Below are 16,572 nucleotides of genomic sequence, written 5' to 3'. Positions count from 1 at the left end.
GGCTGACGCATCCAATGGACATGGCATGGCACAGTGCATGGGATCGGCGGTGTTCGACGCCGCCTCGCACCGTGATTCACACGTGAAGAAACACTTGGTGATTGGCAATTTTGTGACGGCTTGCGTTGTTCGATGTACACCCCACGCTTGCATCTGGCGGCGGGGCTGCCTAGCTTGCAGGCAGGAGTGTCCCCGTGGGCGCGATGACATGGTGCATCGGCAACCGAGATATCCATCAAGGAGGAGAGGGCATGATCCAGATTGTTCTGATCGACGACCACGAGCTTGTTCGCACGGGCTTCCGGATGATCCTGCAGCAGCAGCCGGACATGCACATTTGTGGCGAGGCGACGAGTGCGGAAGATGGCTTGCGCTTGATCCGCAGCCTGAAACCGGAGATCGCTCTGGTGGACGTACACATGCCGGGCATGAGTGGTATCGAGTTGACGGAACGGGTTAGTCGTGCCGACTTGGCCACGCGTATCGTGGTGGTCACCGTGGTGGACGATGGCCGCTTCCCCAAACGCCTGCTCGATGCGGGTGCCTCGGGCTACCTGACCAAGGGTTGCAATGCCGACGAGCTGGTGACTGCCGTGCGGCAAGTGGCTGGCGGCCGGCGTTACCTCGCGCCGGCAGTGGCTCAGCAATTGGCACTGGCCACGCTGGATGGCAAAGCCTCGCCGTTTGACTCCCTGTCCAGCCGTGAGCTGGAAGTGGCAATGATGCTGGTGCGAGGCAAGCCCCTGACGATGATCGGTGAGCAACTCAACCTCAGTCCCAAGACCGTATCCACCTACAAGCAACGATTGATGGAAAAGTTGCGCGTGGAGCACGTGCTGGAGCTTGCGCACCTGATGACGACGCACGGTTTGATCGACGCCCCGAATCATCGAGTGGGAACCTGAGCAACCGGCACGGTATGGGCTGACAAAAAAGCCGAACCCCTAGGGTTCGGCTTTTTTGTTTTGATGACGGGTGGCGCTTAGGGCGCCGCGTCGTGTCGAGGCTTTTCCGGGGACTCCGTGGCCACATCGTCGGAAGGTTCGGTCGTGGCAGGCCGCACGGGCGAGGCAGGAGCACTCGTGGTTTCGGCCACGAGGCCAAGCAAATCGCCCTGTTGCGGTTGCGTGGCAGCCGGCGGTGCGGCGTGCTCGTTCCCGGAAGGCTCCGCGTGCGTTTCCACGACGGCAACCGGAGCCGGAGCAGCCGGCACAGCGGTTTCCGTAGGCTTCTCCTGCTCCGCGGCCGGATTCTTCGTTACGGGCTCACGCGACTGCTCCGTTTCAACAGTGGCAGCCTCTGTTTCAGCGGAGGACGACACTTCTGTTTCCGCGGTGGCGGGTGCCATGGGCTTTTCGGGAATCGGCGGCAGTGTCGGCAGACTGAAGGCAGTGGCAACGGCCGCGGCCAGCGGCGCTTCGGTCAGTACTACGCGCACGGGTTCGTGGCGTTCGGCTTGCGGAGGCGCGACACGTGGAGCGGGGGCCGGACGAGGAGCCGGGGAAGTGGCCGGGCTGGGCGAAACGGCTTCGGCGACAGCCTCATCGGCAACGGCAGCAGGTGCCGCCACGGCGGGCGAAGCGGCATCTGCAGGTCTGGCTTCTCCAGCGGCGACGTCCGCCTCGTCGCGATCCTCGTCGTCCAGTTCGCCAGCCTGCTCGGCGCCGGGCAGGCCTGCGGTGGCCTCGTCGTGACGGCGGCGGCGACGCCCGCCACGGCGACCACGACGGCGACGCGAGGAACCTTCGGCGTCGCCCTCGGTGGCGCCGGCCGCCACTTCCTGGCCATCAGTCACCGGGGCGACGGCCAGTTTGGCTTCATCCATTGCTTCAGCAGGAGCGACAGTGGGACGTACAGCCGGTGCTTCCGGTTTCGGTGCTGCGGGCACGGCGGCGACGGGGGCCGGAGCCGCAGGCTTGCGCTCAGGCTGGGGAGCCTTGTTGCTCTCCAGATTGTTGTTGCGCGGCTGCTGTTGGCGGTCTTGCTGGCGCTCTTGCTTTGGTGCCTGGCTGGCCTGCTGCTGGCGCTGCGCGCCCTCGTTGCCCTTGTTGCGGCTGTTCTGCTGCTGCGCGTTCGGCTTGGCCTGCTGCGTACCGCTATCGCGACGTTCATCGCGACGCTGCTGCTGGCGGTTGCCGCTGCTGCCCTGTGCGTTGCGGCTGCGCTCGTCGCGACGGGGTTGTTGCTGCTGGCGGTTGTTGCCGCGCGCGCTGCCGCGGTCGTTGGCGTTCGGCTGTGCGGCGGGCGCAGTCGTGTCCGTCGCTGCGGCGCCGTTGCGGAACCAACCGAACAGGCGGGAAATGATGCCGCCGCTCGGAGCGGAAGCAGGGGCAGGTGCCGCCGCCTGACGACGTGGCGCCTGTTGTTGCTGCACAGGTGCTGCAGTCTCCTCGCGCACGGGTGCGGGGGTGGCGGGCACGATGCCGCTGACGGCGGGCTGCTCGTTGCTGCCCAACGCCTGGCCCATCTTCGGGATCGGCGTGGCGTCGACCGCGGTGAGGCGCTCGTAACTGGGCTTGCTGTGCTCGCCCATGTCCGCTTCCTTGATCCGCTGGATCTGGATATGCGGCGTTTCCAGTTTGTCGTCGGCCACGATCACCACGTGCGCCTTGTGGCGCAGCTCGATCTCGACCACGCTGGCGCGCTTCTCGTTGAGCAGGAAGTTGGCCACCGCGGACGGAGCCTGCACCAGCACCTGGCCGGTGTTGTCCTTCATCGCATGCTCTTCGATCAGGCGCAGGGTGGACAGGCCCAGCGACTCCACGCTGCGGATGTGGCCGTGGCCTTCGCAACGCGGGCAGACGATCTGGGTAGCTTCGCCGAGGCTGGGGCGCAGGCGCTGGCGGGAAAGCTCCAGCAACCCGAAACGCGAGATGCGGCCCACCTGCACGCGGGCACGGTCGAGCTTCAGGGCGTCCTTGAGCTTGTCCTCGACCTCGCGCTGATGACGCGGGCTGTCCATGTCGATGAAGTCGATCACGATCAGGCCGCCGGCGTCGCGGATGCGGCACTGACGGGCGATCTCCACCGCGGCTTCGAGGTTGGTGTTGAACGCCGTTTCCTCGATGTCCGAGCCCTTGGTGGCCTTGGCCGAGTTGATGTCGATCGCGGTGAGCGCCTCGGTCTGGTCGATCACGATCGAGCCGCCGGAGGGCAGGCGCACCTGGCGGTCGAACGCGCTCTCGATCTGCGTCTCGATCTGGTAGCGGCTGAACAGCGGGGTGTCGTCCTTGTACAGCTTGAGTTTGCGCAGCGAGGTGGGCATCACCTGCTGCATGAACTCGCGGGCGTCCTCGTACAGCGATTCCTCATCGATCAGGATCTCACCGATGTCGCTGCGCAGGTAGTCGCGCAGGGCGCGGATGAACAGCTTGGATTCCTGGTAGATCAGGAACGGCGCCTTGCGCTTGCTGGCGGCGTCGGAGATCGAGCGCCAAAGGGTCAGCAGGTAGTCGAGATCCCATTGCAGCTCTTCGGCGTCGCGGCCCAGACCGGCGGTACGCACGATCAGACCGACGTCGTCGGGTACGGTGACGTGTTCCAGTGCTTCCTTCAGCGCCTGCCGATCCTCGCCCTCGATCCGGCGCGAGACGCCGCCGGCCTTCGGGTTGTTCGGCATCAGCACCATGTAGCGGCCAGCCAGCGAGATGAAGGTGGTCAGCGCGGCGCCTTTGTTGCCACGCTCTTCTTTCTCGACCTGGACGACGACTTCCTGGCCTTCCTTCAGCAGGTCGCGGATGCCCGACTTGTGCGGGTTCAGGCCAGGGGTGAAGTACTGCTCGGCGATTTCCTTCAGCGGCAGGAAGCCGTGGCGCTCGGCGCCGTACTCCACGAAGCAGGCTTCCAGGGATTGCTCCACACGGGTGATGCGGCCCTTGTAGATATTGGCCTTTTTCTGTTCGCGGGAGGGGATTTCGATGTCGAGATCGTAAAGGTTCTGGCCATCGACGATGGCCACACGCAACTCTTCACGCTGAGTTGCGTTGATCAACATGCGCTTCATTGTAGTTTTCCTCAGCTCGCCCGCGCGTCGCGTGCCGCGGTGGCGCCGGGATGGCGGCCTGCCGGGGATCGCGCCGCTGCGGTGGAGCGGCTCATGTGACGGCGCCGTTCCCGGCGCCCGGATGTTCGGGTTGCTGCACCAGCCGCGCCCAAGCCAAACGGGCTTCGGGCAAACGACGGCCCGAACCGTTACGATGAAAGGGAGTCGCGACCGCTGCTTGGGAATCAATCCTTGGGCAGTCGGCGCAATCCTCGCCGGCGTGACGGGCGGGGCCCCGGCCCGAACCGGTCTCGGCGGGCAGGGAATGGCGCTCGCCGAGTATCCTATTTCGACAGGTTTTTTTCAATGCAGACGGCAACTTCCCGCGACGTACCTCAAGGTGTGCGTCAAGTCGCGATCGGACCCGAGCGGGACGGCCAGCGTATCGACAATGCGCTGGCGACCCTGCTCAAGGGTGTGCCGAAAAGCATGATCTACCGGCTGCTGCGCACCGGCCAGGTGCGCGTGAACGGCAAGCGTGCCAAGCCGGATACGCGGCTAACCGACGGCGATATGCTGCGAATTCCGCCGATACGGCAGGCAGAACGCCCCGAAGAGCGTGCGGCGCCAGAGACAATGATCGCCTCGGTAGCCGGGGCGGTGATCTTCGAGGACAAGCACTTCCTGGTGATCGACAAGCCCTCGGGCATCGCCAGCCATGGCGGCAGCGGAGTCAGCCACGGCGCCATCGAGCTGCTGCGCGCGGCGCGCCCCCACGAATCCCTGGAGCTGGTGCACCGGCTCGACCGCGATACCAGCGGCGTGCTGGTGCTGGCCAAGTCCCGGGCCGGCCTGACCGGCCTGCAGGCGGCGATCCGCGCCGGCGAAGTCACCAAGCAGTACCTGTGCCTGATGGTCGGCCATCCGCCCAAGGCCAAGTTCGACGTCAACGCGCCGCTGCGCAAGTTCGCCCTGCAAGGTGGTGAGCGCATGGTGCGGGTCAGCGAGGACGGCAAGCCCGCACTGACCTTCTTCCGCGAGATGGAGCAGTATCCGGGCGCCCGCCTGATGCAGGCCACGCTTGGCACGGGACGCACCCACCAGATCCGCGTGCACGCCGCCCACGTCGGTCACCCATTGGCCGGCGACCCGAAATATGGCGATCGCGAGATGAACAAGCGCCTCCGCGAGATGGGGTTGCAACGGCTGTTCCTGCACGCCTCGCACCTCAGCTTCGAGCTGGATGGGCGCCTTTACAGCTTCTCCGCGCCGCTGCCGGACGACCTGAAGACCTTTCTTGATGTCCTGGCCGTGAAGGGCAAGCACCTGCCGTACATCCAGGCTGCCGCTAGAGAAAGAAACGGGCGCTGACCTCCAGCGAACGCAACAAGCCACCCTCCAGCCCGGCTTCTACCAGCAACGCGCAGGTGGCATGTGCCGCGGCCACCGGCAGCAGTGCGCGCGACCGCTGGAAACACCAGGCCCACCACAATTCGGCCAGCAGGCAGAGCTGCATCAGCGCGCCGTTCGGCGTGTGCATCAAGGCGAACACGAGGGCGGTGAGCAGCACGGCAAAAGTGCCGTGCACCTGTTTGCTTTCGAGGCGACGCATCACCACGACCAGCATCAGCCATTGCTGCAACAACGCCCACGACAGATACATAAGCGCATGGCTCAATGCCGGCACCGCGAGCTGGCCACCGAAACGGATGACCAGCAGCAGCGCCAGCGGCAGCAGCGCGAATGGCAACAGCCACGCACGGGGATTTCCCCACCAGCACCAGTTCGCCGGGCGACGCTGCCGTTCGGTTTGCGCCGCGAACAATACGGCGCCGACGAAGACCAGCACGCTGGGTACGGTCAACCGCAGCCCGAGTTGAAGACCGGCAATCAGCCACAGCGGGCCGGCGAGGCAGGCGAGCAACTCCAGCCATAGGCGCCCAGGCAGGCGTGGCCACCACGATGCCAGCATGAGCAGTCCCAGCAGGTAACCACCGGCACCGATCCATGGCAGCCAGCCATGACCATTGGATTCCCGCATGGTTGCCGGTGCGTCGCCATGCGGCAGGATCAGCGCGCCCGGTCGTTGCCGCCACGTCAATTCGCGCAGCGTCAATTGGGTTTCCGCCGAGGCGCCTGCGGGCAGGGCGATCCAGGGCGCTGCCGGCAACATGGGATCGGCGAGCTGACGTGCCGCCGTCGACGGATCGGGCGACAGCAGCAGTGTGGGCAGCGCGGGGGCGGGCAGGGACGCATCGGAGTGCAGCGCCAGCTCGTCCAGTCGCAAGGAGACGTGTGCAGGAAGTAGCAGTCTCAGGCGCAGCACGTCGATCCGCTTCGGTGCGGAGCAGTCGCTGCCGCCAGCGGTTTGCCAATGCAGGTGGCGCAGATCGACCGCAAGTTGCAGCGGGCCGGCGGCGACGGGAGCATCCTGCCAACCCAGGCAACCGGGCTGGTCCAGTCGTGGCTGCCAGGCAATACCCAATTTGAACGGCGCATCCGCCACGCCGTGCAACGACAGCCGGGGCCAATGCTCCACATCGAGCATGCCGTGCACAGGCAGGCCGATTTCGAACGGCGAGCCGTCGCGGCTGGTGATGCGCAGGGCGCCGCCGGCGGATTCAACATCGGCGGCACCGAAGGCACGCCCGGCAACGAGATCGTGCGGTTCGCGCAATGGCCAACGCCACAGCGGCTGGCCATGCTCGATCAGCGCAAGCCGGCGGTTCGCCACCTCATGCAGGTGCGAGGCGACTATGTGCTCGGCCAGGGTGCGCAGGCCGAGCAGCAGCAGGACCACCAGCAGCGCGAAAGCCGTGCCGGCAAGCCATCGGCGCACGATGGGGCGCACGCTCAACGTGCCAGCAGTGCCTCGACCTTGGCTGCACAGATGATGTCGTTGAGCGACAGCCCGCCCACGTCGTGGGTGGACCACAGCAACTGGCAATGGCCGTAGCCGGCTTCGATGTCCGGGTGGTGGTCCTCGTGGTTGGCCATGAAGCCGACCGCGTTGATGAAGCCCAGCGTGCGGTGGAAATCGGGGAAGCGGAAATCCTTGACGATGGCGTGGCCATCTGCAGCGAGCGTCCAGCCGGGCAACAGCTGCAACAACTGGGTGATCTTGTCCGCACTCAGCGCATGTTCCTTGCCCTTGCGCGGCTGGCAATGCTGGCTGGCGAAATCGTGGATGTTCATGGCAGCTCCATCGGATGCACAAAGGCGAGGCTGCGCAGCGTCGAAGTTGTGCGTGCAAATGTCAAAGCCCGCAGCGCAGGAAAACAGTACTAAAATGGTGCTGATTCGACGGGCCGCGCTGGCGCGGCTGTCGCAACAGTTGCCACAGGTGAGACATGATCGAAATTTCCGAACGCGCCCAGCAGCATTTCCGCCGCCTGTTGGCGCAACAGGGCAACGAAGGCATGAGCATCCGCCTGCATGTGACCGCACCGGGAACGGCTGCGGCGAACTGCGAGCTGGAGTTCTGTGAGCCGGTCGAGTTGATAGGCAACGAGTGGACGGTCGAATGCGCAGGCTTTGATTTCCACGTCGAAGGGAGCAGCGCGCCGTGGCTGGATGGCGCCAGCATCGACTTCGAACCGAACACCACCGGCGGCCTGCTCAACATCCGTGCCCCGAAGATCAAGGGCGACGTGCCGGGGCTGGAAGCTGGCGTGATCGAGCGCGTGCGCTATGTGCTCGATGCCGAGATCAACCCACGGCTGGCCTCGCACGGTGGCCGCGTCACCTTGCTGGAGGTCGATGCCGAAGGCGTGGTGCTGCTGCAGTTCGGCGGTGGCTGCCATGGCTGCGGGATGGTGGATGTCACTCTGAAGCAGGGTGTGGAGAAAACCTTGCGCGAGCGCGTGCCCGAAGTGAGCGCAGTACGCGACGCCACCGATCACAGTGGCGGCAAGCAGCCGTACTACAGCAAGCACGAAGGCAAATCGGCCTTGGGCTGAGGCAGGCATTCGCAGGCGTCCCGATCGCGATAACCCGGCAAGTGGCCGTCCGCGGCTGAACTCCTCAAACAGAAAGCCCGCCGTGAGGCGGGCTTTCTGTTTCGGTGAGAGGAGCGCGTCAATCGCCCTGGACGTGTCCCTTCAGCGTGTCGAGCTTGGTCGACTGGCTGGAGAAATAAGCGGCGATGTCCTCGATGTCCTGATCCGACAGCGTAGCCACCATACCCTTCATGATCGGGTTGTTGCGACGGCCGTCCTTGTACTCGTGCAGCACCTGTTGCAGGTATTCGTTGTACTGGCCGGCGAGGCGCGGGTACTGCGGATCGACCGCGTTGCCGTCGGCGCCGTGGCAGGCGAAACAGGCGGTGGCCTTGGTCTTGCCATCCGCAGGGTTGCCGCTGGCAAGCAGCGGAGTGGAGGCGATCGCCAAAACGGCGCCGAACGAAAGCAGGGCAAGTGCGCGTTGCATGCGGGGTCCTTGGTTACTTGGTCGGCGTGATACTGGACAGGTAGGCGGCGATGTCCTTGATGTTCTGGTCGGTCAGGCTTTGCGCCTGGGCCACCATCGTCGGATAGGTGCGGTCGCCACTCTTGTATTCATTCAATGCAGTGATGATGTACTGCTCGTTCTGCCCGGCGATTTTCGGCACGGGGTAATCCGGGTAGGCGTTGGCATAGCCCGGCACGCCGTGGCAGCCGGCACAGGTGTAGACCAGTGTGCGCCCAGCGGCCTTGTCGCCGCCTTCGGCGTGCGCGCTGACGGTGGCCAGCAAGGCAAGAGCGCCCGCCAGGCCAAGTGTGTGCAGTCGAATCATCGAGATCGTTCCCCAGGTGCGGCGGCAGATGCGAATGAATGCAACAATCGTCGCAGTATAGACAGCAGCTCCGGGCATGGACAACCTGCGGTGGCTAGAGCCTGCTCAAAGCCTCCCCACGGATCGCGCCGGGAGCTGTTTGCGCACAGGCCAAGGAAGAACGAGGGCACGCGGGGAGAGTCTACGGACGCACGGCTTTGTGGGGCAGGCAGTGGCCCATTCGCGACGCGGTGATGACATGGGCATCTGCGCAAACGGGCCCCGTCCCGTGGACTGCCTAGCAGCGGCCGCCATGCGACGGTGCGCGACTCGACCAGCCGGCCAGACAAGCACTGCGCCACGCACTACGACCTGACGACTGCGCAACGCGGGCTATGCGGAGATTTCGAACAAGTTTTGCCGCTCAGAACAGGCTGCGGACAATGTGGATGCCCGCGCTGTACTCGCCCACGATGGTGCCGAGGCTGACCAGGAAGAAGTTCAGCAGGGTGCGCGCCACGCGGTTTTTCCACCAGCCGCTCCAGTGCACGATGTCGTCGCGCAGCGTGTCGAAGTCGGCCACACGCGGGCGACGCACCCAGGCTTCGGCCATGGCGCTGATGCCGCCGGCCGGGATGCCTGGACGAAACGGCTTGATCGGCGCGGCGATGAAGGCGGCGAGGATGCTAAGCGGATGTGCGCCCGCAGCGACCGCGCCCAGCGCGGCGAAGCCGCCGGTGAACAGCACCCACGCGGTGAGCACCTGCGTGCCCAGCGCTGCGTTGCGATGGAAGGCGAAGGCGATGGCTGCGAATACCGCCAACACGAGGCCCACGGCCAGCCATTTCGGCCACCGTGCCTTCGGCGGCGACCGCGCCAGATCGGCGGCGATCGTCGCCGGGTCGTCGCGCTGTTCGCGCAACAGTTCGCACATGCCCTTCAGGTGCCCTGCGCCGATCACCACCAGTACGCGGCGCGGTTCGGCAGAAGGCTTGCGCGCGGCTTCCTCGCGCAAGCGCGCGGCCATGTAGGCGTCGCGCTCGCCGATCAGGCTCTGGTACAGCGGCTTGGACTCGCTGGCGAACTCGCTGAAGGCGCTTTCCAGCATGTCGCCCTGCTTGAGCTTCTCGATCTCGCCGGGCTCGATTTCCTCGCGCTCGAACACGCTGGCGAGCAGGCCGCCGAGCAGGCCGAAGCGCTGCCAGAAACCTACGTTGTGCCAAGCGCGCTTGAGCGTAGTGCCAACCTCGCGGTCGATCAGCCACAGCGGCAGGTTGCGCGCGGCGGCGCCTTCCATCGCCGCCTTCATCTCGGCACCGGGCTGGATGCCGGATTGCTCGGCGAGGCGTTTCTGGAAGGTGGAAAGGACCAGGCTGGCAGCCACCATGCCTGCCTTGCCCTGGCGTATCACCTGGAACAGGTCCATGCGCTTGAACGCCTCGGGATCGCGCATGCCCTGTGCGCGGCTATCGCACAACTCCACCGCGACCGCGTCGAAGTGCTCGTGGTCCAGCAGTGCCTCCACCGCCTCCATGCTGGTGCGCGAGACGTGCGCCGTGCCCAGCACCACGTACTCCACACCGTCGCGCGTCACGCGTTCGATGGGCTGGTCCTGCAGCACGGCTGGCAGGGGAGAAGTGGATTCGGGAACACTCATGCGTAAGGCATATCGGTCACTGGGAAGTCCCCAAGCATGGGGACGCGCCCCGCGCGAAGCAAGTCAGAAGTGTGGCCACGGGAGCCACGCATGTGATTTTCGTCGCTGGGAATAGTCGCCATGAAATTGAAGAGTGCGGCCATGAATGGCCGCCCGTGTGATTTTCGCGATAGGGATGATCGCCATGGAATCGAAGAGTACGGTTATGGGTGGCCGCTCATGTGGTTTTCGCGATCAGCGATCACCGCAAAGGCAAAATTCAGTCCCGGAAACGCTTGAGCAGGTCGCCGTAGGAGTCGATGCGACGGTCACGCAGAAACGGCCAGATGCGACGCACGTGCTCGCTGCGCTGCATGTCGATCTCGACCAGCAGCAGCTCGCGCTGATCGGTGCCGGACCTGGCGAGGAATTCGCCTTGCGGTCCGGCGACGAAGCTGGTGCCCCAGAACTGGATGCCCGCGCCCGTGCCCGAAGGGTCGGCCTCGTGGCCGGTGCGGTTGCAGGCCAGCAGCGGCAGGCCGTTCGCCACCGCGTGGCCACGCTGTACGGTGACCCAGGCTTCGCGCTGGCGATCCTTCTCTTCCTGTGCGTCGTTGGGGTCCCAGCCGATCGCGGTGGGGTAGAGCAGCAGCTCCGCGCCGGCCAGCGCCATCAGGCGCGCGGCTTCGGGATACCACTGGTCCCAGCACACCAGTACGCCAAGCTTGCCTACCGAGGTCTGGACCGGATCGAAACCAAGGTCGCCTGGCGTGAAGTAGAACTTCTCGTAGAACGCCGGGTCGTCGGGAATGTGCATCTTGCGGTACTTGCCCGCGATCGCCGTCGAGCGGTCGAATACCACGGCCGTGTTGTGGTAGAGCCCCGCCGCGCGCTTCTCGAACAGCGAGGCCACCACCACCAGCTTCAGCTCCTCGGCCAGCTTGCCGATGCGGGCGGTACTGGGGCCGGGGATGCTTTCCGCGAGATCGAACAGGTCGACCGACTCGTGCTGGCAGAAATACGGGCCGTTGTGCAGCTCCTGCAGCAACACCAGTTCGGCACCGGCCTTGGCGGCTTCGCGCAGGCCGGCCTCGATCGCATCGAGGTTGGCGTCGCGGCTGCCGCGGTCGGTTTCCTGCAACAAGGCGGCTTTCAGGATTTTGCGGGTCATGGCGATTCGGCGTGAGAGTTTGCGCCGCATAGTGTAACAAGGCCGTCCGCCATGACTGCCGTTTGGGCTACTCTGGATCGCAGCGATGCTTCCCTGACGGAGGTGGCCGATGGTTGGTGCAGACGGACGCATGATCCGGTGCTGCGGCATCGGCGGCGGGTGTGCCGCATGAACGCTGTCGCCAACTGGCTGCTGCGCAAGTACGAACGCTGGAAGCAGGACACGCTGAGTCAGAGCGATTTCCGCCCCAGTGTCAGCATCCTCAAGCTCTCGCTGATGGCCGTGTTCGTGGGTATCGCCGCGGCCTTCGTCGCGTACGTGCTGTACCGGATGATCGGCCTGGTCACCAACCTGGCGTTCCGCCAGCAGTTCTCCTTCGATTTCATCGCGCCGGCCCTGCATGCTCCGTTGTGGGCGATCGTGCTGGCGCCGCTGGTAGGCGGCCTGCTGGTGGGGCTGATGGCGCGCTATGGCAGCGACCGCATCCGCGGGCACGGCATCCCCGAGGCACTGGAGGCGATCCTGTTCCGCCGCAGCAAGATGATGGCGAAAGTGGCGATCCTGAAGCCGCTGTCCGCGGCGGTCGCAATCGGCACCGGCGGCCCGTTCGGCGCGGAAGGGCCGATCATCATGACCGGCGGCGCGGTGGGCTCGCTGTTCGGCCAGATGTTCTATCTCACCTCGATGGAACGCCGCACCTTGCTGGTGGCCGGTGCGTGCGCCGGCATGGCGGCGACCTTCGGCACGCCGATCGCGGCGACCCTGCTGGCGGTGGAACTGCTGCTGTTCGAGCTGCGCCCGCGCAGCACGATTCCGGTGGCGATCGCTTGCTTCGTGGCCGACGCGCTGCGCATGTGGTTGCTCGGCCCCGGCGCGTTGTTTCCGTTGGCGACGGCATTCGAGGTAAGCCTGCCGACCTTCGGCCTGGCCGCAGTGTGCGGCTTCCTCGCCGGCTTGCTTGCCACGGCGCTCACTGCATTGGTGTATCGCGCGGAGGATCTGTTCCACCGCTTGCCGGTGCATTGGATGTGGTGGCCGCTGATCGGCGCGGTGGCGGTAAGCGTCGGCGGCGTGATCGAGCCGCAGGCGCTGGGCGTGGGCTACGGAGTGATCGACAGGTTGCTTAACGGCCAGTTGGTAGGCATGGCGATCCTGGTGTTCATGCTGGTGAAGTCCGCGATGTGGGTGATCTATCTCGGTTCGGGCACGTCCGGCGGCGTGCTGGCACCGCTGTTGTCGCTGGGTGCCGGCCTGGGCGGCCTGGAGTCGATGGTGTTTCCCGGCCAGGATCCGTTGCTGTGGCCGTTGCTCAGCATGGGCGCGATGCTGGCCGGGGTGATGCGCCTGCCGTTTACCTCGATCATGTTCGCGCTGGAGCTCACCCACAACGCCAGCGCACTGCCAGTGCTGCTGGTGTCCTGCACCATGGCCTACGGCGTGAGCGTATTCCTGATGAAGCGCTCGATCCTCACCGAGAAGATCGCGCGCCGTGGCCTGGACATCTTCCGCGAATACACGGTGGACCGGCTCGAGCACATCCCCGTGCGCGAGGTGATGACCACCACAATGATCACCGTACCTGGTGATGTCAGCGTGCGTGAGCTGTCCGAACGTTATTTCGGCCCAGACCAGCGATACCGCGCATTTCCCGTGGTGGATGCCGAAGGCGGCCTGCTCAACGTGGTCAACCGGCAGGACGTGCAGCGCTGGCTGCGGGACGATCCTGCAGGCAGCGCGCGGCTGGCCGAAGTGGTGGACAAGGAACCGGTGGTCGCCTTGCCCGACGAGAGCTGCCAGAGCGTGGCCGTGCGCGCCGCGGTGGAAAAGCTCGATCGCATCCCGGTGGTCGGCCCGGACCGTCGCACCCTGGTCGGCATGGTCACTCGCTATGACCTGCTCAAGCCTTACACGCACTACCACGACGAAGAGAAGGTGCGCGAACGCTTTTTCCGCAACGGCAAGCCGTGACGGCGGCGTCGAGAGCGCGAAAACGCAGGGCACGGAAAGCCCGGGCCACATGCGCTCCCGCCGATCATTCAACGGCCGTAGGTCAACGTGACTTGGGCTTTGCCAAGCGTATGGCCGTGGATCATGAAGCCGGCCAGTGCCGGCGAAGCGCCTTCCGGCAGCTCCATGGAAGGCACGTCCAGCGCATACACGGTGAAGATGTAGTGGTGCGGCGCATCGCCCTTGGGTGGGCAAGGGCCGCCCCAGGCTGCCTGGCCGTAGTCGTTGCGCACCGCAAGTGCGCCGGTCGGCAAGTCGCCGCCAGCCGGCAGCGCAGTGTTCGAGGCCGGCAGGTTGATCACCACCCAGTGCCACCAGCCGCTACCCGTGGGAGCATCCGGGTCGTAAACGGTCAGCGCATAGCTGCGCGTGCCGGCCGGTGCGTGCTGCCAGTGCACGGCGGGTGCGCGGTTGCCGCCGGTGCAGCCAAAACCATGGAAGCTGCTGCTCTGGGGCAGGTGGCCGTGTTCGCCATCGACCTGCACCCGGAAGTCGGCGGCATGGGCACCCAGCGCAAAGGCGGATGCAAACAGTGTGGCAATCAGGCGGCGCATGGGGAACCTCGCGGGGATGGAGTGCACGCATGGTGCGTGGCATCGCATCGTCGCGGTGGCTCCAAACGCGCAAGCGCTCGCTCGATCCGCTCAATCGCGCAGCTCGGAGGGCAAGCTGCCGAAGCGTTCGCGGAAACGCGCGGTGAAGCGCGAAGGCGAGGCATAGCCGCACTCGGCGGCTACTTGCTTGAGCGGCTTGTGCGAGCCCTGCACCAAGGCCAGCCCGTGGGTGAGCCGCACCTCTTCCAGGATCCCGCGGAAGCTTGTCGCCTCTTCGGCCAGCCTACGGCGCAGCGTGGCGGTGCTGAGCGCGAGTTGCGCGGCCACGGCTTCTGCGCGCCACTCGCGTGCGGGCTGTGTGTTGAGCAGCAGGCGAATGCGCTCGCCCAGCCCGCGGTCGCGCGGCATCGGCGCTCGGTAACCGGCCAGCGCCACGGCGGCCACCAGTTCGGCGACACGGTGGCGCAGCAGGTTTTCCGGGAGCTGTTCGGAGATGCCTTGCTCGACGTGGGCAAACGCCTGTTCCAAGGCGCGCTGGACAGGCAGTGCCGCCCAGGGCGGTGCATCGGCGGACGCCAGGTCGGCAGTCGTCAGCATCGCCTGCGGCAGGCACAGGCAGACGGCGCGATACGCGCCATCGTCCGGCGGCAGGTTCTCCACATGCAGCAACTGTCCAGGCGCCACCGCGGCAAAGCCGCCGGCAGGGATTTCGTCCTGGCGTTGTCCGTTGCCTATGCGCTTGCGGCCCGCGCGCACCTGGAAGATCGAGAACTCGGCGAAGGGCGCGGCAGCGATGCGCTGGCGCCGCCTTGCGAATATCTCCAGGCGCGCGATGGTCACGCGTGAACTTAATCGACCAGCCCGGCAGGCAACTGCATGGTGATGCAGTGCAGGCTACCGTTCTGCCAGATCAGCGGACGGCAGGGCACCTGCACCACTTCGCGGTCGGGATGCGCAGTGGCGATGATGCGCGCGGCCTCGTCGTCGACCGCGTCGCCATAGGCGGGCACCAGTACGGCGCCGTTGACGATCAGATAGTTCGCGTACGAGGCGGCGAGGCGACGGCCTTGGTCGATGATGGGCTGGGCCCAGGGCAGCGGATGCAGCCGATAGGGGCGGCCATCGTTTGTGCGCAATGCGGCGAGTTCGTCGCCCATGCGCGCGAGCTCGTCGTGGTGTTTGTCGCCGGCGTCGTCGCAGGCCTGGTACACGATGCGTTCGCCGGGCGCGAAGCGGGCAAGGGTGTCGATGTGCGCATCGGTGTCGTCGCCTTCCAGGTAGCCGTGATCCAGCCACAGGATGCGATGGGCGTGCAGGCTGTCCATCAGGACGGCGTCCATCGCCGCACGACTCTGTTCGGGGTGGCGTTGGCTGAGGCACTTCCAGGTGGTGAGCACGCTGCCGACGCCATCGCTCTCGATGCCGCCGCCTTCCAGCGCCCAGTCGATGCGGTGGTGGCCGGCCTTGCCGAACACCCCGGCATCGACGAGGCCCGCGATCAGCGCGTCGTCCTGTTCGGCGCCGAACTTGCCGCCCCAGCCGGTGAAACGGAAATCGGCGAGCTGGAAGTTGCCGTCGCCGTCGGCGAGGGTGATCGGACCGGAGTCGCGCAACCAGGTGTCGTCGTAGGGAAGCTCGATGAAACGGATGCGGGCAAGTTCGACACCCGCCGCGCGCAACAGGGTTTCGGCATGGGTACGCACATCGGCATCAGCCACCACCACGATCAGGCGCTGGAAGCGCGTGACCGCTGCGGCCAGCGCCACGTAGGTGGTTTCCACCTCCGCAAGGCGTTCGGCCCAGTCGGTGCCCGCATGTGGCCAGGCGATCAACACCGCGGCTTGCGGTTCCCATTCGGCGGGCAGGCGCCAGCGGGGTTCGGTCATGAGGAGATACTCGTGCGGGTCGGACGGCGCCACCGGGGCGCAGGGCCGCTGATTTTAAGCGATACGCGCAGCGCAAAACGGCGGGGCGCCGCTTTGCGAGCCCGAACGGCGCCGCAAGGGCAGCACAGAAGTGTGCGGCATGAAAAAAGCGGCCCGCATTGCCGCGGGCCGCGGTTGGGAACCGGCAATCAGTTCGTGGCGGCCGGATTGGTGTTGTTGCCGGCCGGCGTGTTGAGCACCGAATGGATCACGTGACTGCCCTGGAAATACACGATGAAGTCCGCGTATTCCCAGCGGTTGATGACCGGATGCTTGCTGCTGTCACCGCCGCGCGGCGCGAGTTTGCGCTGCGGTGCGCCGTAGCGCTGTTCGACCTGCGCCATGCTCATGCCGCGCGTCGGCAGGTTCATGGTGTTCTCCTGCTGCACGCGATGGATCAGCAGGTTGTCGGCGTGGGCCATTTGCGGTGCGGCGAAGCCGCTGAATCCGATAGCGATGGCTGCCAGCAAGGGCAGGTTGTAGCGATGCTTGGACATGATCCCCTCTCCGCACGTGGCGTTGCCGCGCCGTTGTAGCAGAACTG

General features: G+C 65.9%; 15 protein-coding genes. 4 read left to right on the top strand and 11 right to left on the bottom strand.

What is annotated here, in order from left to right:
* Positions 1 to 251: 251 nt before the first annotated feature.
* A complete protein-coding gene (locus tag IHE49_RS10430; protein ID WP_192157602.1) occupies positions 252 to 905 on the top strand; it encodes a response regulator in 654 nt (217 codons plus the stop codon).
* A gap of 77 nt (positions 906 to 982) precedes the next feature.
* On the opposite strand, the gene IHE49_RS10425 is transcribed toward IHE49_RS10430, so the two are convergent.
* The gene (locus IHE49_RS10425) at positions 983 to 4,003 is read right to left on the bottom strand and encodes an Rne/Rng family ribonuclease (RefSeq protein ID WP_192157600.1); all 3,021 of its coding nucleotides are present in this window, start codon (positions 4,001 to 4,003) and stop codon (positions 983 to 985) included.
* 345 nt (positions 4,004 to 4,348) lie between these two features.
* Between IHE49_RS10425 and IHE49_RS10420 the strand changes: the two genes are divergently transcribed.
* On the top strand, positions 4,349 to 5,353 hold the full coding sequence (locus IHE49_RS10420) for an RluA family pseudouridine synthase (protein ID WP_192157821.1): 1,005 nt from the start codon (positions 4,349 to 4,351) through the stop codon (positions 5,351 to 5,353).
* Here IHE49_RS10420 and IHE49_RS18670 read toward each other — a convergent pair.
* On the bottom strand, positions 5,331 to 6,821 hold the full coding sequence (locus IHE49_RS18670) for a CPBP family intramembrane glutamic endopeptidase (protein ID WP_192157598.1): 1,491 nt from the start codon (positions 6,819 to 6,821) through the stop codon (positions 5,331 to 5,333). The genes IHE49_RS10420 and IHE49_RS18670 overlap by 23 nt on opposite strands.
* A gap of 14 nt (positions 6,822 to 6,835) precedes the next feature.
* Positions 6,836 to 7,177 (bottom strand): 4a-hydroxytetrahydrobiopterin dehydratase, encoded by a 342-nt coding sequence (locus IHE49_RS10410; RefSeq protein ID WP_192157596.1) that lies wholly within the window; start codon positions 7,175 to 7,177, stop codon positions 6,836 to 6,838.
* A gap of 155 nt (positions 7,178 to 7,332) precedes the next feature.
* Here IHE49_RS10410 and IHE49_RS10405 point away from each other — a divergent pair, with 155 nt between their 5' ends.
* Entirely contained in the window at positions 7,333 to 7,941 is a 609-nt protein-coding gene (locus IHE49_RS10405) for an NfuA family Fe-S biogenesis protein (protein ID WP_192157594.1), read from the top strand.
* A 118-nt stretch (positions 7,942 to 8,059) separates the two neighbouring features.
* On the opposite strand, the gene IHE49_RS10400 is transcribed toward IHE49_RS10405, so the two are convergent.
* The 4 genes from IHE49_RS10400 to IHE49_RS10385 all read right to left on the bottom strand — a co-directional run bounded on the left by IHE49_RS10400 (position 8,060) and on the right by IHE49_RS10385 (position 11,542).
* On the bottom strand, positions 8,060 to 8,410 hold the full coding sequence (locus IHE49_RS10400) for a cytochrome c (RefSeq protein ID WP_192157592.1): 351 nt from the start codon (positions 8,408 to 8,410) through the stop codon (positions 8,060 to 8,062).
* Positions 8,411 to 8,423: 13 nt separating this feature from the next.
* Positions 8,424 to 8,756, bottom strand: a complete 333-nt coding sequence (locus IHE49_RS10395) for a cytochrome c (RefSeq protein ID WP_192157590.1) — start codon at positions 8,754 to 8,756, stop codon at positions 8,424 to 8,426.
* Between the two features lie 403 nt (positions 8,757 to 9,159).
* Positions 9,160 to 10,392, bottom strand: coding sequence for a TraB/GumN family protein (locus tag IHE49_RS10390; RefSeq protein ID WP_192157588.1), 1,233 nt, complete (start codon positions 10,390 to 10,392; stop codon positions 9,160 to 9,162).
* 259 nt (positions 10,393 to 10,651) lie between these two features.
* Positions 10,652 to 11,542 carry a carbon-nitrogen hydrolase gene (locus IHE49_RS10385; RefSeq protein WP_192157586.1) on the bottom strand — a complete coding sequence of 297 codons (891 nt, stop codon included), beginning with the start codon at positions 11,540 to 11,542 and terminating at the stop codon, positions 10,652 to 10,654.
* 168 nt (positions 11,543 to 11,710) lie between these two features.
* Here IHE49_RS10385 and IHE49_RS10380 point away from each other — a divergent pair, with 168 nt between their 5' ends.
* On the top strand, positions 11,711 to 13,510 hold the full coding sequence (locus tag IHE49_RS10380; RefSeq protein ID WP_192157584.1) for a chloride channel protein: 1,800 nt from the start codon (positions 11,711 to 11,713) through the stop codon (positions 13,508 to 13,510).
* Between the two features lie 68 nt (positions 13,511 to 13,578).
* On the opposite strand, the gene IHE49_RS10375 is transcribed toward IHE49_RS10380, so the two are convergent.
* The 4 genes from IHE49_RS10375 to IHE49_RS10360 form a co-directional block, all read right to left on the bottom strand.
* A complete protein-coding gene (locus IHE49_RS10375; RefSeq protein ID WP_192157582.1) occupies positions 13,579 to 14,103 on the bottom strand; it encodes a YbhB/YbcL family Raf kinase inhibitor-like protein in 525 nt (174 codons plus the stop codon).
* A gap of 90 nt (positions 14,104 to 14,193) precedes the next feature.
* The gene (locus IHE49_RS18665; RefSeq protein WP_192157580.1) at positions 14,194 to 14,943 is read right to left on the bottom strand and encodes a helix-turn-helix transcriptional regulator; all 750 of its coding nucleotides are present in this window, start codon (positions 14,941 to 14,943) and stop codon (positions 14,194 to 14,196) included.
* Positions 14,944 to 14,951: 8 nt separating this feature from the next.
* A complete protein-coding gene (locus IHE49_RS10365) occupies positions 14,952 to 15,989 on the bottom strand; it encodes an agmatine deiminase family protein (RefSeq protein WP_192157578.1) in 1,038 nt (345 codons plus the stop codon).
* A 188-nt stretch (positions 15,990 to 16,177) separates the two neighbouring features.
* On the bottom strand, positions 16,178 to 16,525 hold the full coding sequence (locus IHE49_RS10360; RefSeq protein WP_192157576.1) for a hypothetical protein: 348 nt from the start codon (positions 16,523 to 16,525) through the stop codon (positions 16,178 to 16,180).
* Between the last annotated feature and the right edge of the window lie 47 nt (positions 16,526 to 16,572).

This window comes from Rhodanobacter sp. 7MK24, from assembly GCF_014842995.1.
Taxonomy (GTDB): Bacteria; Pseudomonadota; Gammaproteobacteria; order Xanthomonadales; family Rhodanobacteraceae; genus Rhodanobacter_A.
The sequence above is the reverse complement of the archived record's forward strand: the minus strand, read 5'-3'. Positions and strand labels throughout refer to the sequence as shown.